Source organism: Microbacterium aerolatum, from assembly GCF_007988825.1.
Lineage (GTDB): Bacteria > Actinomycetota > Actinomycetes > Actinomycetales > Microbacteriaceae > Microbacterium > Microbacterium aerolatum.
Genome location: NZ_BJUW01000001.1, coordinates 332,648 through 351,752, shown reverse-complemented (window position 1 = coordinate 351,752; position 19,105 = coordinate 332,648). Strand labels below are relative to the sequence as shown.

At 68.0% G+C, this 19,105-nt stretch carries 21 protein-coding genes; 4 read left to right on the top strand and 17 right to left on the bottom strand.

What is annotated here, in order from left to right:
* Nucleotides 1-19 precede the first annotated feature (19 nt).
* The 9 genes from MAE01_RS01655 to dapA all read right to left on the bottom strand — a co-directional run bounded on the left by MAE01_RS01655 (nt 20) and on the right by dapA (nt 9,354).
* Complete coding sequence (locus MAE01_RS01655; RefSeq protein ID WP_147037809.1) at nt 20-787, bottom strand: regulatory protein RecX; 768 nt, start codon at nt 785-787, stop codon at nt 20-22.
* Nucleotides 787-1,842 (bottom strand): recombinase RecA, encoded by a 1,056-nt coding sequence (recA, locus tag MAE01_RS01650; RefSeq protein WP_147037808.1) that lies wholly within the window; start codon nt 1,840-1,842, stop codon nt 787-789. The genes MAE01_RS01655 and recA overlap by 1 nt, the downstream gene beginning before the upstream one ends.
* A gap of 243 nt (nt 1,843-2,085) precedes the next feature.
* Entirely contained in the window at nt 2,086-2,310 is a 225-nt protein-coding gene (locus tag MAE01_RS01645; protein ID WP_147037807.1) for a DUF3046 domain-containing protein, read from the bottom strand.
* A 24-nt stretch (nt 2,311-2,334) separates the two neighbouring features.
* Nucleotides 2,335-2,643 carry a helix-turn-helix domain-containing protein gene (locus MAE01_RS01640; RefSeq protein ID WP_147037806.1) on the bottom strand — a complete coding sequence of 103 codons (309 nt, stop codon included), beginning with the start codon at nt 2,641-2,643 and terminating at the stop codon, nt 2,335-2,337.
* Nucleotides 2,644-2,787: 144 nt separating this feature from the next.
* On the bottom strand, nt 2,788-3,273 hold the full coding sequence (locus MAE01_RS01635; protein WP_147037805.1) for a CinA family protein: 486 nt from the start codon (nt 3,271-3,273) through the stop codon (nt 2,788-2,790).
* Nucleotides 3,270-3,845: a CDP-diacylglycerol--glycerol-3-phosphate 3-phosphatidyltransferase gene (pgsA, locus tag MAE01_RS01630; protein ID WP_147037804.1), complete on the bottom strand. Its 576-nt coding sequence runs from the start codon at nt 3,843-3,845 to the stop codon at nt 3,270-3,272. The genes MAE01_RS01635 and pgsA overlap by 4 nt, the downstream gene beginning before the upstream one ends.
* The gene (locus tag MAE01_RS01625; RefSeq protein ID WP_147037803.1) at nt 3,845-6,574 is read right to left on the bottom strand and encodes an FtsK/SpoIIIE family DNA translocase; all 2,730 of its coding nucleotides are present in this window, start codon (nt 6,572-6,574) and stop codon (nt 3,845-3,847) included. Before MAE01_RS01625 ends, pgsA begins: the two co-directional genes overlap by 1 nt.
* Nucleotides 6,575-6,634: 60 nt before the next feature.
* Nucleotides 6,635-8,311, bottom strand: a complete 1,677-nt coding sequence (locus tag MAE01_RS01620) for a ribonuclease J (protein WP_147037802.1) — start codon at nt 8,309-8,311, stop codon at nt 6,635-6,637.
* A 65-nt stretch (nt 8,312-8,376) separates the two neighbouring features.
* Nucleotides 8,377-9,354 carry a 4-hydroxy-tetrahydrodipicolinate synthase gene (gene dapA / locus MAE01_RS01615; RefSeq protein WP_147037801.1) on the bottom strand — a complete coding sequence of 326 codons (978 nt, stop codon included), beginning with the start codon at nt 9,352-9,354 and terminating at the stop codon, nt 8,377-8,379.
* 55 nt (nt 9,355-9,409) lie between these two features.
* Here dapA and MAE01_RS01610 point away from each other — a divergent pair, with 55 nt between their 5' ends.
* Nucleotides 9,410-9,958, top strand: a complete 549-nt coding sequence (locus MAE01_RS01610) for an NUDIX domain-containing protein (RefSeq protein ID WP_147037800.1) — start codon at nt 9,410-9,412, stop codon at nt 9,956-9,958.
* Nucleotides 9,959-10,031: 73 nt separating this feature from the next.
* On the opposite strand, the gene MAE01_RS01605 is transcribed toward MAE01_RS01610, so the two are convergent.
* Genes MAE01_RS01605 through MAE01_RS01595 form a run of 3 tightly spaced genes read right to left on the bottom strand, consistent with a single transcriptional unit; the run spans nt 10,032 to nt 12,075 of the window.
* The gene (locus tag MAE01_RS01605) at nt 10,032-10,793 is read right to left on the bottom strand and encodes an SDR family NAD(P)-dependent oxidoreductase (RefSeq protein ID WP_147037799.1); all 762 of its coding nucleotides are present in this window, start codon (nt 10,791-10,793) and stop codon (nt 10,032-10,034) included.
* Nucleotides 10,793-11,269, bottom strand: coding sequence for a dihydrofolate reductase (locus MAE01_RS01600; protein ID WP_147037798.1), 477 nt, complete (start codon nt 11,267-11,269; stop codon nt 10,793-10,795). The genes MAE01_RS01605 and MAE01_RS01600 overlap by 1 nt, the downstream gene beginning before the upstream one ends.
* Nucleotides 11,266-12,075, bottom strand: coding sequence for a thymidylate synthase (locus MAE01_RS01595; RefSeq protein WP_147037797.1), 810 nt, complete (start codon nt 12,073-12,075; stop codon nt 11,266-11,268). The genes MAE01_RS01600 and MAE01_RS01595 overlap by 4 nt, the downstream gene beginning before the upstream one ends.
* 79 nt (nt 12,076-12,154) lie before the next feature.
* On the opposite strand from MAE01_RS01595, the gene MAE01_RS01590 reads away from it, so the two are divergent.
* From MAE01_RS01590 to MAE01_RS01580, 3 genes are all read left to right on the top strand, one after another.
* The gene (locus tag MAE01_RS01590) at nt 12,155-12,583 is read left to right on the top strand and encodes a thioredoxin family protein (protein ID WP_186806086.1); all 429 of its coding nucleotides are present in this window, start codon (nt 12,155-12,157) and stop codon (nt 12,581-12,583) included.
* A complete protein-coding gene (locus MAE01_RS01585; protein WP_147037795.1) occupies nt 12,580-13,158 on the top strand; it encodes a DUF4395 domain-containing protein in 579 nt (192 codons plus the stop codon). The genes MAE01_RS01590 and MAE01_RS01585 overlap by 4 nt, the downstream gene beginning before the upstream one ends.
* Before the next feature lie 69 nt (nt 13,159-13,227).
* A complete protein-coding gene (locus MAE01_RS01580) occupies nt 13,228-13,653 on the top strand; it encodes an OsmC family peroxiredoxin (RefSeq protein ID WP_147037794.1) in 426 nt (141 codons plus the stop codon).
* A 13-nt stretch (nt 13,654-13,666) separates the two neighbouring features.
* Here MAE01_RS01580 and MAE01_RS01575 read toward each other — a convergent pair whose 3' ends face one another.
* From MAE01_RS01575 to MAE01_RS01555, 5 genes are all read right to left on the bottom strand, one after another.
* Entirely contained in the window at nt 13,667-14,113 is a 447-nt protein-coding gene (locus MAE01_RS01575; protein WP_186806085.1) for a hypothetical protein, read from the bottom strand.
* Nucleotides 14,113-14,859: a 4-hydroxy-tetrahydrodipicolinate reductase gene (gene dapB, locus MAE01_RS01570; protein ID WP_147037792.1), complete on the bottom strand. Its 747-nt coding sequence runs from the start codon at nt 14,857-14,859 to the stop codon at nt 14,113-14,115. The genes MAE01_RS01575 and dapB overlap by 1 nt, the downstream gene beginning before the upstream one ends.
* Before the next feature lie 19 nt (nt 14,860-14,878).
* On the bottom strand, nt 14,879-15,481 hold the full coding sequence (locus MAE01_RS01565) for a histidine phosphatase family protein (protein WP_147037791.1): 603 nt from the start codon (nt 15,479-15,481) through the stop codon (nt 14,879-14,881).
* Between the two features lie 104 nt (nt 15,482-15,585).
* Nucleotides 15,586-16,611: an aldo/keto reductase gene (locus MAE01_RS01560; RefSeq protein ID WP_147037790.1), complete on the bottom strand. Its 1,026-nt coding sequence runs from the start codon at nt 16,609-16,611 to the stop codon at nt 15,586-15,588.
* Nucleotides 16,612-16,791: 180 nt separating this feature from the next.
* Nucleotides 16,792-19,065, bottom strand: a complete 2,274-nt coding sequence (locus tag MAE01_RS01555) for a polyribonucleotide nucleotidyltransferase (RefSeq protein WP_147037789.1) — start codon at nt 19,063-19,065, stop codon at nt 16,792-16,794.
* Nucleotides 19,066-19,105 lie beyond the last annotated feature (40 nt).

Genomic DNA, 19,105 nt, shown 5'->3' with positions numbered 1-19,105 from the left:
TACGAGCCGAATCGGAAGCTCAATCCGAGTCGACGAACCGTACGCCGCTGGTCGGACCGCCGAGCGACGCCTCGGTGAGCGCGGTGCGTGCCGCTGTCACGGCGACGGACCCGCCGTAACCGCGACGGGCGAGCTGCCCCATCAGGCGGCGCAGTGCGGTGTCGAAGTCGAGCCGCGACAAAGAGCGTGCTTTCGTCCTGGCGAACTCGAGCGCCCGTTCTGCGTCGTCGTCGGGCAGGTCGCCGAGTGCGACATCGATGACATCCCGAGGGATGCCGCGCTGCGAGAGAGCGCGGGAGAGCGCGACGCGCCCCTGCCCCTTGCGCTCGATGCCGGAGATGACCAGGTGCTCGGCCAGCAGTGCGTCGTCGAGATAACCGCGCTCGCAGAACCTGTCGATCACGTCGTCGATGCCGGCGCCGTCGAGATCCTGCCCGCGGAGCACCTGCCTGGCTTCGGAGACCGAGAGCGAGCGAGCCCGCAGCTTGCGCACCAGCACCTCTTCGACGCGGCGAGCGGTCTCATCGGCGTCACCGGCATCGCCGCGCGGCGCGCCGCTCTCGTGCCGCGCACAGGCCTCGTGCTTCACACCGGTCTCGTGTTGCGCACCGGCCTCGTGCGGCGCGACGTGGGCGATATCGCGAATCGGCGCTGCAGTCGCACGCCCGTCGTGGGCGACCGGTGGTTCGGGCGCAGGCGCGAGCTCGGACGCTCGCGTCATCTTGCCGCCGAAGAGCGGGATGACGGGGGCGAGGCGGTCCTCGCCCCCGTCATGATCCTGAGACATCAGGCCGGACGACGCTGCGCGAGCTCGTCTGCAGCCGGCACGGCCTCGGGGGCCGCGGCTCCGCCGATGCCGAGCTTCTGCTTGATCTGCGTCTCGATCGTCAGCGCGATGTCGGGGTTGTTGATCAGGAAGTTGCGGGCGTTCTCCTTGCCCTGACCGAGCTGATCTCCGTCGTAGGTGTACCACGAGCCCGACTTCTTGACGATGCTGTGCTCGACGCCGAAGTCGATCAGGCTGCCCTCGCGCGAGATCCCGACGCCGTAGAGGATGTCGAACTCGGCCTGCTTGAACGGCGGCGCCATCTTGTTCTTGACGACCTTGACGCGGGTGCGGTTACCGACTGCGTCGGTGCCGTCCTTGAGGGTCTCGATGCGTCGGATGTCCATACGAACGGATGCGTAGAACTTCAGCGCCTTTCCACCGGCCGTGGTCTCGGGCGAGCCGAAGAACACGCCGATCTTCTCGCGCAGCTGGTTGATGAAGATCATGGTGGTGTTGGTCTGGTTGAGTCCACCGGTCAGCTTGCGGAGCGCCTGCGACATGAGGCGGGCCTGGAGTCCGACGTGCGAGTCGCCCATCTCGCCCTCGATCTCGGCACGCGGCACGAGGGCTGCGACGGAGTCGATGACGATGAGGTCGATCGCGCCGGAGCGGACGAGCATGTCGGCGATCTCGAGCGCCTGCTCACCGGTGTCGGGCTGCGACACCAGAAGTGCATCGATGTCGACGCCGAGCTTCTTGGCGTACTCGGGGTCGAGCGCGTGCTCTGCGTCGATGAACGCGGCGATGCCGCCGGCGCGCTGGGCGTTGGCGATCGCGTGCAGGGTCAGAGTCGTCTTACCCGAGGACTCCGGACCGTAGATCTCCACGATGCGTCCACGAGGAAGGCCGCCGACGCCGAGCGCGACGTCGAGAGCGATGGAGCCGGTCGGGATGACGGCGACAGGTGCGCGCTCGTCGCTGCCCAGCCGCATGACCGAGCCCTTTCCGAACTGGCGGTCGATCTGGGCGAGAGCTGATTCCAGAGACTTCTCGCGGTCTGCGGGTGTTGGCATGACGTGCTCCTCATGTGTTCGCGTGGTGCCGCCTGTAGGCTGTCGCGGCTGCCCCGGCTGGGGCGGACTCTCCGACAAGGCGTATGGCTTCTCGGCCTGCATTCACCGTACGAGGGGCCACCGACATCGAGTCGGAACTCCCGCCAACGGTGGAATACAGCACATCGAAACCACTTGTGCAGAACGATACGCGCACTTCGAACACATCTTCGACGACACGCCGAAAGCGGAGTCGAGAGGGATTCAGCTTCGCCGCGGTTCCAGGCGTCCGACGCCATAGCGGCGCGCCGGCGGAACATCGTTCTCCTCGCACAGCGCCAACCAGATGTCGCGCGGTGGCACGCCGGCATCCAACGCCTCGGAGGCCGTTCGGTTCCCGACCGCGCCGAGCACCAGATCGGTCATCAGTGCGACAGATCGCGCACCGAACTCATCTTCGACCGCACGAAGGAACTCGCTGCGCCGCATCGACTTGCTGGATCCGTCGGTGCGTCAGCGCAGCGACAGCTCTGGTTCGACCGAGGCCACCAGATCGTCGGGGACGACGTCGGGGAAGACCTGGATGCCCTCGAGCACGGAGATCCGGTCACCGACTTCGCGCATGATCATGGAGATGGGGACGTCGAGCGCTTCGGCGACCGAGGCGAGGATCTCGCTGGACGCTTCCTTCTGGCCGCGTTCGACTTCGCTGAGGTAACCGAGCGCAACCGAGGCCTTGCTCGCGACCTGCCGGAGCGTGCGGCCCTTCTGCAGGCGGAAGTCCCTCAGCACATCGCCGATTTCCTGTCGAACAAGAATCATCGGAACCTCCTCTCCATTCCCCAGATCGGAGCAATCTCCGAACGGATCGCCAGTCTAACGCGACTCGCTGTTGAAAACGCTACCGTTTCACGCTGTGCTTTCGTTGAGAATGACACATCTTCGACAACGCTCACGCGGCAGCCGCTATTCCCCCACGGCATCCAGTGCCGCGGTGATCGCCGCGCTCACGGACTGCGCACGCACCGACGCCCGGTCGCCCTCGAAGCGGAATGCTCTCGTGTGCACCCCGTCGGGTGTCGCGACGCCGATGTGCACGGTGCCGACCGGCTGCCCGTCCGGCGAATCCGGGCCGGCGATCCCGGTCGTCGAGATGCCCACGTCTGCGATCCGGCCGTCCACTCGCACGGCGGTGCGCACCCCGGTGGCCATCTGCGCAGCGACGTCGGCATGCACGGGACCGTGCTCTGCGAGGATCGCGGCATCCACTTTCAGAAGCGTCGTCTTCACCGGCGTCGCGTAGGCGACCACACCACCGAGCAGGGTCGCGGACGCGCCGGGAACCGAGACGATCTCGGCGGTCAGTGCACCGCCGGTGAGCGACTCGGCGACGCCGAGCGTCCACCCGCGAGCCGTGAGCGCCGCGACGAGTCGCGCGGCGTCGCTGTTCACCGGGCGGTCCGGGATCCGCGCACCTGCGAGATGACGTAGTCGACCCCGCTGGCGACCGTGAGCACGAGCGTGGCGTACATCAGCACGATCCCGACGCCCGTCCACCAGTCCATCCCGATCAGCTGGTGAAGCGGCAGCAGCCACCAGCTGAGCGCGACGCCCTGGAAGGCCGTCTTGAGCTTTCCCATCCACGCCGCGGCGACGATGTGCGTGTTCGCGACGATGAAGCGGTGCACAGTGATGCCCCACTCGCGGATGAGGATGATGATGACGATCCACCACGGCCACTCGCCGAGGATCGCGAGTCCGACGAATCCTGCTCCGGTGAGCAGCTTGTCGGCGATCGGATCCCAGAGCTTGCCGAAGTCGCTGACGATGTCGTACTTGCGGGCGAGATACCCGTCCACCCAATCGGTGGAGATCGCGACGACGAACAGCACGCCGGCCACCCAGCGGATGACGAGGTCGTCCAGTCCGTATGCACCGCCCAGCAGGAGCAGCACGAAGAACACAATGGCGAGCGGGATCCTGGCGATCGTGATCGCGTTCGGCAGCTGCCGCGGGATGGCCATCAGTCGCGACCCGTCAGGCCCCAGGCGTCTTCGTCGCCCTCACCGTCGTCGACGACCGGCATGCCATCGAACTGCGCCTCGATCGGGTCGCGTCCGTAGTCCACCGACCCCATCTCGGCAGCCGCTGCCGCAGCAGGAGCGGCGGGCGCGGGAGGCGCGGCAGGAGCATCGTCGCCGCGGAGCTTCGCCATCACTGCGGGCAGCTGCTCGGCGGTCACCAGCACGTCACGCGCCTTCGAGCCTTCGGAGGGCCCGACGATCTCGCGGGACTCGAGGAGGTCCATCAGGCGCCCGGCCTTCGCGAACCCGACACGCAGCTTTCGCTGCAGCATCGAGGTCGATCCGAACTGCGACGACACGACGAGTTCGGCGGCTGCGAGAAGCACCTCGAGGTCGTCGCCGATGTCCTCGTCGACTTCCTTCTTCTTGGCGGGGTCCATCGCCTCCTGCACGTCGGCGCGGTACTCGGGGCGAGCCTGCGCCGTGACGTGCTTGACGACCGCGTCGATCTCGCTCTCCTCGACCCATGCGCCCTGAAGGCGGAACGGCTTGGACGAGCCCATCGGCGAGAAGAGGGCATCGCCCTGGCCGATCAGCTTGTCGGCTCCCGGGGCGTCGAGGATGACGCGGCTGTCGGTGACGCTCGTGACGGCGAACGCGAGGCGGGACGGCACGTTGGCCTTGATGAGACCGGTGACGACATCGACGCTCGGTCGCTGGGTGGCCAGCACCAGGTGGATGCCGGAGGCACGGGCGAGCTGCGTGATGCGCACGATCGAGTCCTCGACGTCGCGGGGAGCGACCATCATGAGATCTGCGAGCTCGTCGACGACGACCAGCAGGTACGGGTAGGGCTTGAGCACGCGCTCACTGCCTACCGGCACCTCAACCTCGCCGGCGCGGACCGCCTTGTTGAAGTCGTCGATGTGACGGAATCCGAACGACGCGAGGTCGTCGTACCGCATGTCCATCTCCTTCACCACCCACTGCAGAGCCTCTGCGGCCTTCTTGGGGTTGGTGATGATGGGGGTGATCAGGTGCGGAACGCCGGAGTAGCTGGTGAGCTCGACCCGCTTGGGGTCGATCAGGACCATGCGCACATCGGCAGGCCGCGCCCGCATCAGCAGGCTCGTGATCATGGAGTTCACGAAGCTCGACTTACCGGAACCGGTCGAACCCGCCACCAGCAGGTGCGGCATCTTCGCGAGGTTCGCCACGACGATGTTGCCGCCGACGTCCTTGCCGACGCCGATCGTCATCGGGTGGGCGCTCTTCTGAGCCGCGGGCGAACGCAGCACGTCGCCGAGCGCGACCATCTCCTTGTCGGCGTTCGGGATCTCGATTCCGATCGCACTCTTGCCCGGGATCGGCGAGAGGATGCGCACGTCGTTGGATGCCACGGCATAGGCGATGTTGTTGCTCAGCTGCGTGATCTTCTCGACCTTGACGCCGTGGCCGACCTCGACCTCGTACTGGGTCACCGTCGGACCGCGCGAGAAGCCGGTCACCGTCGCATCGACCTTGAACTGCGTGAACACGCCCGTGATCTGCTCGATGACACGGTCTGTGGCCTCAGACCGGATGACCGGCGGTGGGCCCTCGCGCAGGACTGCGGTGGACGGAAGCACGTACGGCGTGCTGGGGGCCTGCAGACCGCGGTCGCCGGGGCCCTCGGTGCCGAAGCCGGACAGGCCCGGCAGCTCGGGTTGCTCGCCCGTGTCGCCCGAATCATCCATGAGCGCGGTACTGCCGTGACCGGCGAGACCCGCCATGACGCCCTCGACGTCGGTGAGGACCTCGGTCGCGGCATCCGAGGGACCCGCGAGGATGACCGCCTGGTCGTAGGCGGTGTTGTCGGAAGGAGCGTCCGTCGGGGTCAGCAGCTCGGTGAGATCCTGCGAGCCGATCCCCTCGTCGGGGTCCTCTTCGCGACCCGTCTTGTTGCGCCGCCACCACGGCAGCGAGTCGTCGGGCTGTTCTTCGGAGTCGTCAGCGACGGGCTGCGCCTCGGGGGTGCTGCGCTCGGCGCCGAACATCCAGGCGTACAGGTCTCCCAGACGAGGACCGATCTTGTTCGGCGGCGTCTTGGTGATGATCAGGATGCTGAGCGCGGCGAACACCACCAGCACGATGTAGGCGACCACGTCGGTCAGGTACGACAGCGGCTCCCCCAGCATCCAGCCGAACAGGCCGCCGGCGGCGCTGAGCGCCGGCATGCCCTGCTTCGGCTCGGGCTGCCCTCCCGCGACGTGGCAGATGCCTGCGATCGAGACGACGAGCAGGCCGAAGCCGATCCCGATCCTGCCGTTGTCGTGCACGGACGACGGATGCCGGAACAGCCAGCCGGCGAGGAAGAGCAGCAGCACCGGCATCAGGAACGCCGTGCGGCCGATCAGGCCGCCGACCGTGTAGGCGCTGATGTTCTGCGCGACCTCGTTGCCGATGAAGAACCACTCGTCGACCGCGCCGAGGCAGGCGAGGATCACCAGCAGGAACGGGAACCCGTCGCGCCGCTGGTCCTTCTCGAGCGCCTCGGGGCCGAACGCACGGAACAGACCGCCCACGCCGTGCGCGAGCCCCGTCCAGGCGCGCACCACGAGCGGAGGCCTGTCGACCTCGTCGATGTACTTCTTCGGCGCCGGAATCTTCTTGGTCGGGGCCGTCTGCGCCTTGGCGCGCGAGGGTGTCTTCTCGGACGCGCGCGAGGTCTTCGTGGTGCGACTGGCCATACTCACAGACTACGTTCGGCCGCCGACACTACCGCGCAATGACGCGGCTTTCGGGCCGATTCAGGCCTCGATGACGAGCGGCACGATCATCGGGCGGCGACGCAGCTTCTGGTTCACCCAGCGGCCGATCGTGCGCCGCACGACCTGCGAGAGCGCGTGCGTGTCGCGGACGCCGTTGCCGGACGCCTCCTTGAGCGCTGCGACGATCTTGGGCACCACGTCGTCGAAGACCGAGTCGTCCTCCGCGATGCCTCGCGCGTGGATCTCCGGCCCGGTGATGATCTGCCCGGTCGCGGCATCCACCACGACGATGATCGAGACGAAACCCTCCTCGCCCAGGATGCGGCGGTCCTTGAGGTCGGCGTCCGTGATCTCGCCGACGGTCGAGCCGTCGACGTACACGAATCCGATGTCGTACTGGCCGGCGACGCGAGCCTCGCCGTCCTTCAGGTCGAGGATCGTGCCGTTCGAGGCGAGGAACGTGTTCTCCGCCGGGATCCCGGTCTCCTGCGCGAGCTTCGCGTTCGCCATGAGATGCCGGTACTCGCCGTGCACGGGAAGGACGTTCTTCGGCTTGAGGATGTTGTAGCAGTACAGCAGCTCGCCGGCGGCGGCGTGGCCGGAGACGTGCACGCGCGCGTTGGCCTTGTGCACGACGTTCGCACCGAGCTTGGTGAGACCGTCGATCACGCGGTAGACAGCGTTCTCGTTGCCCGGAATGAGGCTCGAGGCGAGGATGACGGTGTCGCCCTCCCCCGGTTCGATCGCGTGGTCGAGGTTGGCCATGCGGCTGAGCACCGCCATCGGCTCGCCCTGCGACCCGGTGGACATGTAGACGATGCTGTCGTCCGGGATGTCCTTCGCCTTCTTGTAGTCGATCAGCACGTTCTCCGGCACCTTCAGATAGCCGAGATCGGCGGCGATGCCCATGTTGCGGACCATGCTGCGACCCAGCAGAGCGACCCGGCGGCCGTTCGCGTGCGCGGCGTCCAGCACCTGCTGCACGCGGTGCACGTGGCTGGAGAAGCTCGCCACGATCACGCGGCGCTGGGCCTTCGCGATCACCTGGTCGAGCACCGGCCCGATCGACTTCTCGGCGGGTGTGAAGCCCGGGACGTCGGCGTTCGTGGAGTCGACGAGGAACAGGTCGACGCCCTCCTCGCCGAGGCGCGAGAACGCGCGCAGGTCGGTGATGCGGCCGTCGAGCGGCAGCTGGTCCATCTTGAAGTCGCCGGTGGCGAGCACGAGCCCGGCCGGAGTGCGGATCGCGACGGCGAGTGCGTCGGGGATCGAGTGGTTCACGGCCACGAACTCGAGATCGAAGGGCCCGACCTTCTCCTGCTGCCCTTCCTTCACCGTGAGGGTGAAGGGCTTGATCCGGTGCTCCTTGAGCTTGGCCTCGACGAGAGCGAGCGTCAAGCCGGATCCGATCAGCGGGATGTCGCTCTTCAGGCGCAGCAGATACGGCACCGCGCCGATGTGGTCCTCGTGACCGTGCGTCAGCACGACGCCGACGATGTCATCGAGGCGGTCCTTGATGGGCTCGAAGTCGGGCAGGATCAGGTCGACGCCGGGCTGATGGTCCTCGGGGAAGAGAACACCGCAGTCGACGATGAGGATCTTGCCGTCGAACTCGAAGGTCGTCATGTTGCGGCCGACCTCGCCGAGGCCACCGAGCGGGATGATGCGGAGTGTTCCCTCCGCGAGCTGTTCAGGGGCGGCGATGGGAATGGACATTCATGTCTCCTCAGTCGAGCACCTCAGTGCTCGTATTGCTGTGGGCGCACTCTGCGCCCGTCGTCTCAGCGCGTCGTGCCGTGCACCTTCGGCAGCGCACCGCCGGCGGCCGCATTGCGGTCGGGGCGGAAGTTCGAGAAATCGGCGCCGGGCACATCCGTGACGACCGCGAGCTCGTCCTCGATGAGCGCGGCCTCCCACTCCTCCGGACCCACCAGAGGCAGGCGGACGCGGGGGCTGGAGATGCGGCCGAGGCCGTGCAGGATGTACTTCGCCGACACGGTTCCGGGAACGTGGGTCATCGTGGCCCGCACCAGCGGCTCGAGGCGCTTGTGCTCGGCGGTGGCGGTGGCGAGGTCGCCGCGGTTCACGGCATCCACGATCGTTCGGTACGGCGTCGCGGTGATGTTCGCGGTCACGCCGATGAGGCCGGAGGCGCCGATGGCGAGGTGCGGGAGGACGTTGGCGTCGTCGCCCGAGAAGTACATCAGGTCGGTCTGGTTCAGCACGCGGCTGACCTCGCTGAAGTCGCCCTTGGCGTCCTTCACGGCGAGGATGTTCGGGTGCTTCGCCAACCGGAGGATCGTCTCGTACTTGATCGGCACGCCGGTGCGGCCCGGGATGTCGTAGAGGATCACTGGCAGATCGGTCGCGTCGGCGACGAGGCGGAAGTGCGTGAGGATGCCGGCCTGAGTCGGCTTGTTGTAGTACGGCGTGACGATCATGATGCCGTCCGCGCCGGCCTTCTCGCTGGCCTTGTACAGCTCGATGGCGTGCGCGGTCTCGTTGGAGCCGCCGCCCGTGATGATCTTGGCGCGCCCGGCCGAGACCGACTTGCCGACCTCGACGAGCCTGAGCTTCTCGGGGTCGGTGAGAGTGGAGGTCTCCCCCGTCGTGCCGGTGACGACGATGCCGTCAGCGCCGGCGGTGATGACGTCGTCCATGTGCTTCTCTGTGGCATCCCAGTCGACTTCGCCGTCGGCCGTCATCGGAGTGACGAGCGCGACGAGTACCTGTCCGAAGGGGTTGCCCGAGTGCGTCATGCTCCCAGCGTATCTGTTTCGCCCGTGCCGGATCGCCCCGGATAGGCTCGCGACCATGACATGGCAGACCAAGGATTCGCGCGTCGTCTACGAGAACCCGTGGATCTCCGTGCGAGAGGATGCCGTGACCGGACCAGCCGGCGACGGCATCTACGGTGTGGTCACCCTGCGCAACGCAGCGGTGTTCGTCGTCGCGCTCGATGACGAGGACCGCGTGTGCCTCATCACGCTCGATCGCTACACCGTCGGGCGCTCGGTCGAGGTGCCGGCGGGCGGCAGCGACGGCGAGGATCCGCTGATCGCGGCGCAGCGCGAGCTGCTCGAGGAGACCGGCATGCGGGCCGAGGTGTGGACGCAGATCGGCACCATGAACGCGCTCAACGGCGTAACGATCGCCCCCGAGCACGTGTTCCTCGCCCGCGGACTGAGCGTCGCGGACCAGGATCCCGGCCACGGCGCCGCGCACGATGACGAGGGCATCGAGGAGGCGTCCTGGGTGCCGTTCTCAGAGGCGCTGGCGATGGTCGCGGACGGTCGCATCGCGGACGGCGAGACCGTGGCGGCGCTCGCATACGCCGGCATCCATCTCGGGCGCTTCGCCTGAGCGAGCGGCGAGAGGGCGATTCGGCACGGTCGACGCGCCCGTCACCGTGCCGGACTGCCCTTTCGGCGGCAGATCAGACGCGACCGCGGCGAGCGGCGCGCGCGGTGAGCGAGGGCGGCAGCACCCGCGTCAGCGCCACCACGAGCTTGTAGCGGAGCGACGGGACGGAAACGGCCTTGCCGCGTGCGGCATCCCGCAGGCCCTCTCGCACGACGTCCGGCGCGTTCAGCCAGCCGATCGCGGGGATTCCCTCGCGTCCTGGCTCGAGGCCCATCCGCTCATGGAAGGTAGTGTGGGTGAAGCCGGGGCACACGGCGGTGACGCTGACGCCGTCGGCCGCGTATTCGGCGTTCGCCCAGCGGCTGAAGCCGATCAGCCACTGCTTGCACGCGGAGTACGTCGAGCGGAAGATGAACCCGGCGACGGATGCCACGTTGATGATCCGTCCGCCGCGGCCGCGCATGGCGCCAAGTGCCGCGTGCATGAGCCGCATCGGCGCCTCGACGTGGATGCGAAGGTGCCGCACCTCGTCGTCGATGTCGTTCTCGGCGAAGTGCAGCGGCAGTCCGAACCCGGCGTTGTTGATGAGGAGGTCGATCGGATGACCGTGGTCGGCGATCCGGGCGACGACACGCGCCACGCCTTCTTCCGCCACGAGGTCGGCGACCATCACCTCGACCGAGATGCCGTGCGCGTCACGCAGCGCGGCGGCCAGGGCGTCGAGGGGTCCGGCCGATCGCGCGACCAGCACCAGGTCGGCGCCCCGCGCGGCGAGCTGGCGGGCGAACTCCTCGCCGAGGCCCGCGCTCGCACCCGTGATCAGCGCGGTCGGCATCAGCGCTCGTACCCGAGGAACCGGTATCGGATGCCGGTGCGGGAGGTCTGCCACTCCCCCTCGTCGACGAGCCGCCAGCCCTCCTTCGACGGAGCGTAGGCGTCGCCGGCGACGTCGAGGTCGAGCTCGGTGACCTCGAGCCGATCGGCCTCTCCGATCACCTGTGCGAAGATCTCGGCACCGCCGATGATCCACACCTTCTCGAGTCCGCGGACAGCGCCGGTCAGGTCGGCGGCGCGCCGCGCGCCATCGGCCTGCCAGTCCTGCTGTCGCGTGATGACGATGTTCTCGCGACCCGGCAGCGGGCGGAAGCGCTCCGGCAGTGAGTCCCAGGTCTTCCGCCCCATCACGACGGGAGCCGTGAGCGTGATCTCCTTGAAGTGCGCGAGATCCTCAGGCACGTGCCACGGCATCCCGCCCTCGGCGCCGATGACGCCCCCGGCGGCCTCCGCCCAGATCAGGCCCACCCAGGTCATACCGCCACCGCCGCCCGGATCGCCGGGTGATGCTGATAGTCCTCGACGACGAAGTCCGAGAATTCGTAGTCGAAGATCGACTCCGGCTTCCTCGCGAAACGCAGCGTGGGGTACGGGTACGGCTCGCGGGTGAGCTGCTCGCGCACTTGCTCGACGTGGTTGTCGTACACGTGGCAGTCGCCGCCGGTCCAGACGAAGTCGCCGGGTTCGAGTCCTGCCTGCTGCGCGATCATCATCGTCAGCAGCGCGTAGCTGGCGATGTTGAACGGCACACCGAGGAACATGTCGGCGCTGCGCTGGTAGAGCTGGCAGGAGAGCCGGCCGTCGGCGACGTAGAACTGGAACAGGGCGTGGCAGGGCGCGAGCGCCATGTCGGGGATGTCCGCGGGGTTCCAGGCCGAGACGATCAGACGTCGCGAATCGGGGGTCGCCCTGATCTGCTCGATGACCTGCGCGAGCTGATCGATGTGACCGCCGTCCGGCGTCGGCCATGACCGCCACTGCACGCCGTAGACCGGGCCGAGGTCGCCGTCCGCGTCGGCCCACTCGTCCCAGATCGTGACGCCGTTGTCCTGCAGCCACGCGACGTTGGAATCGCCGCGCAGGAACCAGAGCAGCTCATACGCGATCGACTTGAAGTGCACGCGCTTGGTGGTGATGAGCGGGAAGCCCTGTGACAGGTCGAACCGGATCTGACGGCCGAAGACGCTGGTGGTCCCCGTACCGGTGCGGTCATCCTTGTGGGTGCCGTGCTCCAGCACGTCGCGGAGCAGATCTTCGTACGGCGTGGGGACGGCTTCGCTCATGCCTGACACGATACCCGGCGCCCCGTCATGTGCGGTCATATCGGCTCCGCTCGGTGCGGCCTCGCCCTATCCTCTGAGTGTGCCCGTCTCCACCGCTCTGCTGATCGCCGGCGGAATCGTGCTGCTCGCGGTCGTTGCGGGATTCGTGCTCCGCGCGCAGGATGGCCGCCGACGCTCCGGCGGCGCGGTGCGCGTCCGACCGGCAGATGTGCCGGGCGGGGAGCTCGCAACCGCCGCGCTGGTGCAGTTCAGCACCGAGCTCTGCGCGCGGTGTCCTCAGGTGCGGCGACTTCTGGGCGACATCGCGACCGCCCGCGGCATCCCGCACGTCGAGATCGATCTCACCAACCGCAGTGATCTCGCGACCCGCTATCACGTGCTCCAGACCCCGACGACGTTCCTCGTCGACGCCTCCGGCGCCGTCCTGTCCCGGTGGGGAGGCGTGCCCGATCGGCGTTCGATCGAGGATGCCGTCGCCGCAGCCTCGACCTTCCAGGAGCAGTCATGACACCTCCCGCAGGCATCGATCCCCGCGGCCCCCGCTTCGCGGCGACCATCACCTCCGTGCTGCTGCTCGCCGCCCTCGTGCTCAGCCTCACCGGGCTGTCGACCGCGCAGGCCGACGTCGCGACATTCGGCTGGTTCGCGTATCAGCCGCTCGCCGATGCCGCCTTCGTTCCCGGCGGCGGATGGGCGATCGCTTCGGCATCGCCCGCCCAGCGCGCCCTCGACCCCGGCTTCCTGCTGCTCCTCGTGATCGCGCTGCTGTTCCTGTGGGGCGTCGCCTGGCCGCGGACTGCCCCGTGGGGCGTCGTCTTCCGCCGATTCGTGCGTCCGCGGCTGTCTGCTCCGGCCGAGCTGGAGGATCCCCGTCCGCCGCGCTTCGCGCAGGGTGTCGGTCTCGCGGTCGTGACGATCGGCCTGGTCCTGCACCTCGCCGGCGTGCCGTTGGCCCTGCCGATCGCTGCCGGGGCGGCCTTCGTCGCGGCGTTCCTGAACGCGACGTTCGCGTTCTGCCTGGGCTGCCAGATCTACCTGCTCCTGCAGCGCGCCGGCCTCATCGGCAGAGCAGCGCCTGCCTGAGCGACGGTTCCCCGCACGCACACGGGTCGATAGGCTGGCCGCACACCACGCCACGACTCTGGAGGAATCATGCCCGTCACCAGTGAAGCCACGACCACCTGGAATGGTTCTCTCATGGAGGGGTCGGGCAACGTCGCCTTCTCCTCGTCGAACCTCGGCACGTTCCCGATCAACTGGAAGGCGCGCAGCGAGGGCTCCGACACGACCACCACGCCGGAAGAGCTCATCGCCGCCGCGCACTCGTCCTGCTTCAGCATGGCTCTCTCGAACGCGCTGGCCGACAACGGCACCCCGCCGGAGCGCGTCAACACGACAGCGTCGGTGACCTTCAAGCCCGGCGTCGGCATCACCGGCAGTCACCTCAACGTGAACGCCAGCGTGCCCGGCCTCACGCCGGAGCAGTTCCAGGAGATCGCCGAGGGCGCGAAGACGGGCTGCCCGGTCTCACAGGCGCTGGCCGGAATCGACATCACCCTCGAGGCCACTCTGGCCTGACCCTTCGACAGGCTCAGGGACCGGGAGCATCCTTCGCGAGCCGGATCGCGTCACGGATGCTGGCGCGGGCGTCCTTGCGGCGCCCCGCCGCGTCCTGCACCACACCGAGCCGGTAGCGTGCCCGCCAGTCGTCCGCTGCGGCCTCGGCCTCGGCCGCATAGCGCTGCACGATCGGCTCGGCATCCGCCTTGGCGATCCGCCCGCTCGGGGTGAGTTCGGTCTCGGCGGGCGGCATCCCGCCCTCGGCATCCAGTTTCGTCCCGAGCCGCTCGGCCTGGATCCCGAACTGGACTTCGCGCAGGATCGCCCAGGCCCCGATCAGCGGGAGCACGATGAGGGCCGCCCCCATGGCGATGCCGATCGGCTCTCCGCTCGTGAGGTAGAGGAATGCCCACTGTCCGGTGAGGACGAAGTACAGGACCAGGCAGAGTCCGACGACGATCACGCCGGCGCGAGCCATCACGAGCGCGCCTTGATTCCGATGTCGATCATGTTCTCCAGACCGACGACGATCCCCTGCGCCTCGGCGGCGTACGGCACGGCGAGGCGGATGCCCGGCGCGTAGGCCTGAGCAGGCTCGACCGTGTCGTGCGTGACGGTGAGCGTCTCACCCGGGCCGGACAGGATCACGTCCTGGCGGGCGACCACACCCGGGCGGCGCAGCGAGTGCACCGGAACGCTCGCGACCTGCTGACCTCGCGCGCGCTGATCGGTGTGCGGCGCACTGACAGGGCCCTGCTCGGAACGAGCGGCGGCGACGAGCTCGGCGGTCCGCACGGCCGTGCCGCTCGGCGAATCGATCTTGGTGTCGCGGTGCGCCTCGACGATCTCCACAGAAGAGAAGAACGGGGCGGCGGCGGCGGACAGCGCCGACCCCAGCACGGAGCCCAGCGAGAAGTTCGGGATGAAGACAGCGCCGGTGCCGGCGGCCTCGACCAGAGGACGCATCAGCGCGATCCGCTCGGCGGACCAGCCGGAGGTGCCGACCAGCACGTTGATGCCGCGCTCGACGGCGGCGCGCACCACATCGACGCTCACCTGCGGCGTCGACGCGTCCACGACGAGATCCACGCCGTCCAGTTCGCTCAGTGCGCTCGAGGATGTCAGCACCCGAGTGACTTCGAAGCCTTCGAGCTCGTCGATCACCTGCCTGATGATCGTCCCGAGCTTGCCGGACCCGCCGACGAGTGCCACCTGCTTGGTCATACGACCAGTCTATTTCCGGTCAGACCGGCATCGCGTCCGGCAGGCCGGTCCGCAGCTCCATCGGCAGATGGCTGAGCTCGTTGTGGTTCACCAGAGTCCATGGCCGGCCCTGCTTCTGCGCGATGACCGTCAGGCCGCAGTGCGCCTGGTTCAGCGTCATCCAGCGCCACTCGGGAGCACCCAGCACCTCGCGCACGAACCAGGCGATCACGAAGTTGTGCGTGATGAGCACTTCGTGCACGTCGCCCTGCTTGCGGACCAGGAACTCGTTGACCGCGTCGGCCATCTGCGCGCTGCCTGCCTCGATCTCGGCATCCGTCACCGACCCGAAGAACGACTCGTACACGGCGGGCGTGTCTTCGCTGATGCCGGTGGGCACGCAGTCGAACAGCAGCGCCGACGGTTCCGGCGTCACTGAGGGGAGCCGTTCGGCGATCGCCCGCGCTGTCTCGGTCGCCCGCAGCAGCGGGGAATGCCAGATCGCGTCGAGCGGAAGCCCTGAGAGTCGATCGGCGATCAGTTCCGCCTGACGCTGCCCCCTGGGAGAGAGTGGTCCGTCGTCGACGCCGTGCTCGGCATCCTGATGTTCGCCATGTCTGACCAGATATATGTAGTGCGTCACAACCCGCTCGCTTCGTCGCCAGCCTTCACAGGGGCGATTCCACCCTACAAGGATTGCAGGCGCCGAGCGCCGATCATCGGCCGATTCAGCCGCGGGTTCGGTTCTCAGGCTCCGGCGCGGGTGAGTTCCAGGACCTGGGCGCGCGAGAGCGACACGCCGGCGCCCTGCATGAGCTCGTCGACGTGCTGGGTGGCGAAGCTGTTCACGATCGGGGCGACCACAGTGCGCTGTGCGAGCAGCCACGCCATCGCCACTGCGGCGACCGGTGCGGCGACCTCTGAGGCGACCTGGTCGAGCGCGCGGAGGATGCGGGTGCCTCGACGGTTCAGGTGACCGCGCAGCTGATCGCCGCGCACGCCGCGGGACATGAGCGCCTTGCTGCGGTGGCGGCCGGAAAGGAATCCGTGCTCGAGCGCGTGCGAGGGCGTGACCGCCAGGTTCTGGGCACCGGCGACCAGACGCAGGTCGCCCTCGAACCGGTCACGCCGGATCAGGTTGTACGGCTCGTCGAGCACTTCGATGCGGGGATAGCCGGCGGATGCGAGGATCCGCGCCTCGACGAGGCGCTCCGGCGCGAAGCCGAAGGCACCGACGGCGCCGATCTTGCCGGCGTCACGCAGCCACTCGACAGTGGCGAGTGTGTCCTCGAGGTTGGTCGCCCTGTCCAGCGTGGCATCCAGGTAGAGCACATCGATGCGCTCGACGTCCAGCCGCCTGAGCGACCCTTCGACAGCGCGAACGAGGTTGACCGAGCCGAGGCCCGGGTTGTCGGCGTGCGATCCGATCCGTGCACTGAGGATCGTGCCTTCGCGAAGTCCGCGCGATCGCAGCCACTGGCCGATGATGTGCTCGCTGCGGCCGCCGGAGAAGCCGTCTGCAGTGTGGATCGCGTTGCCGCCGAACTCGACGTATCGGTCGAGGATCGCGTGGCTGGTCTCGAGATCGACGTTCCAGCCGAACTCTGCGGCGCCCAGCATCAGCGGGAAGCTGGAGAACCCCGTCTCGCCGAGCGGGACCCGGATGTGCTCCCCCACGCCTGGGCCGACGACAGGAATCGGTGCCGACGGGTGCTCGGCCCCTTCTTGGGCGTGGGCGGGCTGATCAGCTGCTCCTGTGCTGAACAATCGCATCCTTCACCACCCCCCGCGCGCACCCTGGGTGCGTACTTCGAGGGTAAGCGACGTCCGCGAACTCGCCGACCATTGCCGGTGACGTGAAGTGAACTTCCCATAACGTTTCGATCACGGCGGGTACGACGAAGGCCCGGATCCTGCTCGTGCGGAGCAGAATCCGGGCCGACGTTGCTTGGCTTACGCCTCGGTGGTCTCCGCCTGCGCGGCCTCTTCGGCAGGAGCGTCGTCGAGCACGGGCTCGAGCGACAGCTTGCCGCGGTCGTCGATCTTCGTGATCTTCACGAGGAGCTTCTGACCGACAGAGAGGACGTCATCGACGTTCTCCACGCGCTTGCCACCGGCGAGCTTGCGCACCTCGGTGACGTGCAGCAGGCCGTCCTTGCCGGGCAGCAGCGAGATGAAGGCGCCGAACGAGGCGATCTTCACGACGGTGCCGAGGAACTGCTCGCCGACCTCAGGGTTGGTGGGGTTGGCGATCGCGTTCACCTGGGCACGGGCAGCCTCGGCCGAGGGGCCGTCGGTCGCGCCGATGTAGACGGTGCCGTCCTCCTCGATGGAGATCTGCGCGCCGGTCTCGTCCTGGATCGCGTTGATCGTCTTGCCCTTCGGGCCGATCAGCTCACCGATCTTGTCGACCGGGATCTGCACGCTGATGACGCGCGGCGCGGTGGGCGCCATCTCGTCAGGAGCGTCGATCGCCGAGTTCAGGACGTTCAGGATCGTCAGACGTGCGTCCTTGGCCTGGGTCAGCGCTCCGGCGAGCACGTCGGACGGGATGCCGTCGAGCTTCGTGTCGAGCTGGATCGCGGTGATGAACTCGCTGGTGCCTGCGACCTTGAAGTCCATGTCGCCCAGCGCGTCTTCCGCACCGAGGATGTCGGTCAGCGCCGCGTAGCGGGTCTCACCGTCGACCTGGTCGGAGACCAGGCCCATCGCGATGCCGGCGACGGCTGCGCGCAGCGGCACACCGGCGTTCAGCAGCGACAGGGTCGACGCGCAGACGGAGCCCATCGAGGTCGAGCCGTTGGAGCCGAGAGCCTCGGACACCTGACGGATCGCGTAGGGGAACTCCTCGCGGCTGGGCAGCACCGGCACGAGGGCGCGCTCGGCGAGGAAGCCGTGCCCGATCTCGCGACGCTTCGGCGAACCCACGCGGCCGGTCTCACCGGTCGAGTAGGGCGGGAAGTTGTAGTGGTGCATGTAGCGCTTGCTTGTCGTGGGCGACAGCGAGTCGATCTGCTGCTCCATCTTCAGCATGTTCAGCGTGGTGACGCCCATGATCTGGGTCTCGCCGCGCTGGAAGATCGCCGAGCCGTGCACGCGCGGGATGACCTGCACCTCTGCGTCGAGCGGACGGATGTCGGCCAGGCCGCGACCGTCCATGCGAACACCCTCGGAGAGGATGCGACCGCGGACGATGTTCTTCGTGACGGACTTGTAGGCACCGGACACCTCGCCGGCTGCGGACTCGGGCAGCGTGCCGGCCTCGACGGCCGCAGCCACCTCGGCCTTGACGCGGTCCTTGACCTCGTCGTCGGCGCTCTGACGCTCCTGCTTGTCTGCGATCTGGTAGACCTTCTCGAGGTCGGCCGTCGCGGAGGCTGCGATGAAGTCGTACGTGGCCTGCTCGTACGCGGGGAAGACCGGGTAGACGCCCGGCTCCTTCGACGAGTGCGCAGCCATCTCGGCCTGCGCCTCGACGAGCTGCTTCAGGAACGGCTTGGCGGCCTCGAGGCCACCGGCGACGATGTCCTCGCTCGGCTTGACTGCGCCGCCCTTGATGAGGTTCCAGCTGTTCTCGGTGGCCTCGGCCTCGACCATCATGATCGCGACGTCTTCGGTGCCGTCGGCCTTCTTGACCACGCGGCCGGCGACCATCAGGTCGAACACGGCCTCGGAGACCTGAGCCTCGTTCGGGAACGCGACCCACTGGTCGGCGTTCTCGCCCTGGCCGGGGATGAGCGCGAGGCGCACACCGGCGATGGGGCCGGAGAACGGCAGACCCGAGATCTGCGTCGACGCGGATGCCGCGTTGATCGCCAGAGCGTCGTAGTACTCGCCGGGAGCGATCGAGAGGACCGTGATGACGATCTGGACCTCGTTGCGCAGGCCGTCGACGAACGACGGGCGCAGCGGACGGTCGATCAGACGGCAGACCAGGATCGCCTCGGTCGAGGGACGACCCTCACGACGGAAGAACGATCCGGGGATCTTTCCTGCTGCGTACGAACGCTCTTCGACGTCGACGGTCAGCGGGAAGAAGTCGAAGCCTTCGCGCGGGTGCTTGCCTGCGCTGGTCGCGGAGAGGATCATCGTCTCTCCGTCGAGGTAGGCCGCAACCGAACCCTGCGCCTGCTGAGCGAGGCGACCGGTTTCGAAGCGGACAGTGCGGGTGCCGAAGCGGCCGTTGTCGAGAACGGCCTCGGCGGCAGTGATTTCAGGACCTTCCAAGAGGTCTCTCCTTCTTTGTTTAGACTCGTCCGTCCGTGTG

Bases quoted from the DNA above. Each gene is read 5' to 3' on its own strand.
- MAE01_RS01580 (WP_147037794.1), top strand. From the start codon at position 13,228: ATGCCCGTCACCAGTGAAGCCACGACCACCTGGAATGGTTCTCTCATG.
- MAE01_RS01620 (WP_147037802.1), bottom strand. From the start codon at position 8,311: ATGTCCATTCCCATCGCCGCCCCTGAACAGCTCGCGGAGGGAACACTC.
- MAE01_RS01595 (WP_147037797.1), bottom strand. From the start codon at position 12,075: ATGAGCGAAGCCGTCCCCACGCCGTACGAAGATCTGCTCCGCGACGTG.
- MAE01_RS01605 (WP_147037799.1), bottom strand. From the start codon at position 10,793: ATGCCGACCGCGCTGATCACGGGTGCGAGCGCGGGCCTCGGCGAGGAG.
- MAE01_RS01645 (WP_147037807.1), bottom strand. From the start codon at position 2,310: ATGCGGCGCAGCGAGTTCCTTCGTGCGGTCGAAGATGAGTTCGGTGCG.
- pgsA (WP_147037804.1), bottom strand. From the start codon at position 3,845: ATGGCCATCCCGCGGCAGCTGCCGAACGCGATCACGATCGCCAGGATC.
- MAE01_RS01655 (WP_147037809.1), bottom strand. From the start codon at position 787: ATGTCTCAGGATCATGACGGGGGCGAGGACCGCCTCGCCCCCGTCATC.
- recA (WP_147037808.1), bottom strand. From the start codon at position 1,842: ATGCCAACACCCGCAGACCGCGAGAAGTCTCTGGAATCAGCTCTCGCC.
- MAE01_RS01600 (WP_147037798.1), bottom strand. From the start codon at position 11,269: ATGACCTGGGTGGGCCTGATCTGGGCGGAGGCCGCCGGGGGCGTCATC.
- MAE01_RS01585 (WP_147037795.1), top strand. From the start codon at position 12,580: ATGACACCTCCCGCAGGCATCGATCCCCGCGGCCCCCGCTTCGCGGCG.
- MAE01_RS01610 (WP_147037800.1), top strand. From the start codon at position 9,410: ATGACATGGCAGACCAAGGATTCGCGCGTCGTCTACGAGAACCCGTGG.
- MAE01_RS01625 (WP_147037803.1), bottom strand. From the start codon at position 6,574: ATGGCCAGTCGCACCACGAAGACCTCGCGCGCGTCCGAGAAGACACCC.
- MAE01_RS01575 (WP_186806085.1), bottom strand. From the start codon at position 14,113: ATGGCTCGCGCCGGCGTGATCGTCGTCGGACTCTGCCTGGTCCTGTAC.
- MAE01_RS01560 (WP_147037790.1), bottom strand. From the start codon at position 16,611: ATGCGATTGTTCAGCACAGGAGCAGCTGATCAGCCCGCCCACGCCCAA.
- dapB (WP_147037792.1), bottom strand. From the start codon at position 14,859: ATGACCAAGCAGGTGGCACTCGTCGGCGGGTCCGGCAAGCTCGGGACG.
- dapA (WP_147037801.1), bottom strand. From the start codon at position 9,354: ATGACGCACTCGGGCAACCCCTTCGGACAGGTACTCGTCGCGCTCGTC.
- MAE01_RS01640 (WP_147037806.1), bottom strand. From the start codon at position 2,643: ATGATTCTTGTTCGACAGGAAATCGGCGATGTGCTGAGGGACTTCCGC.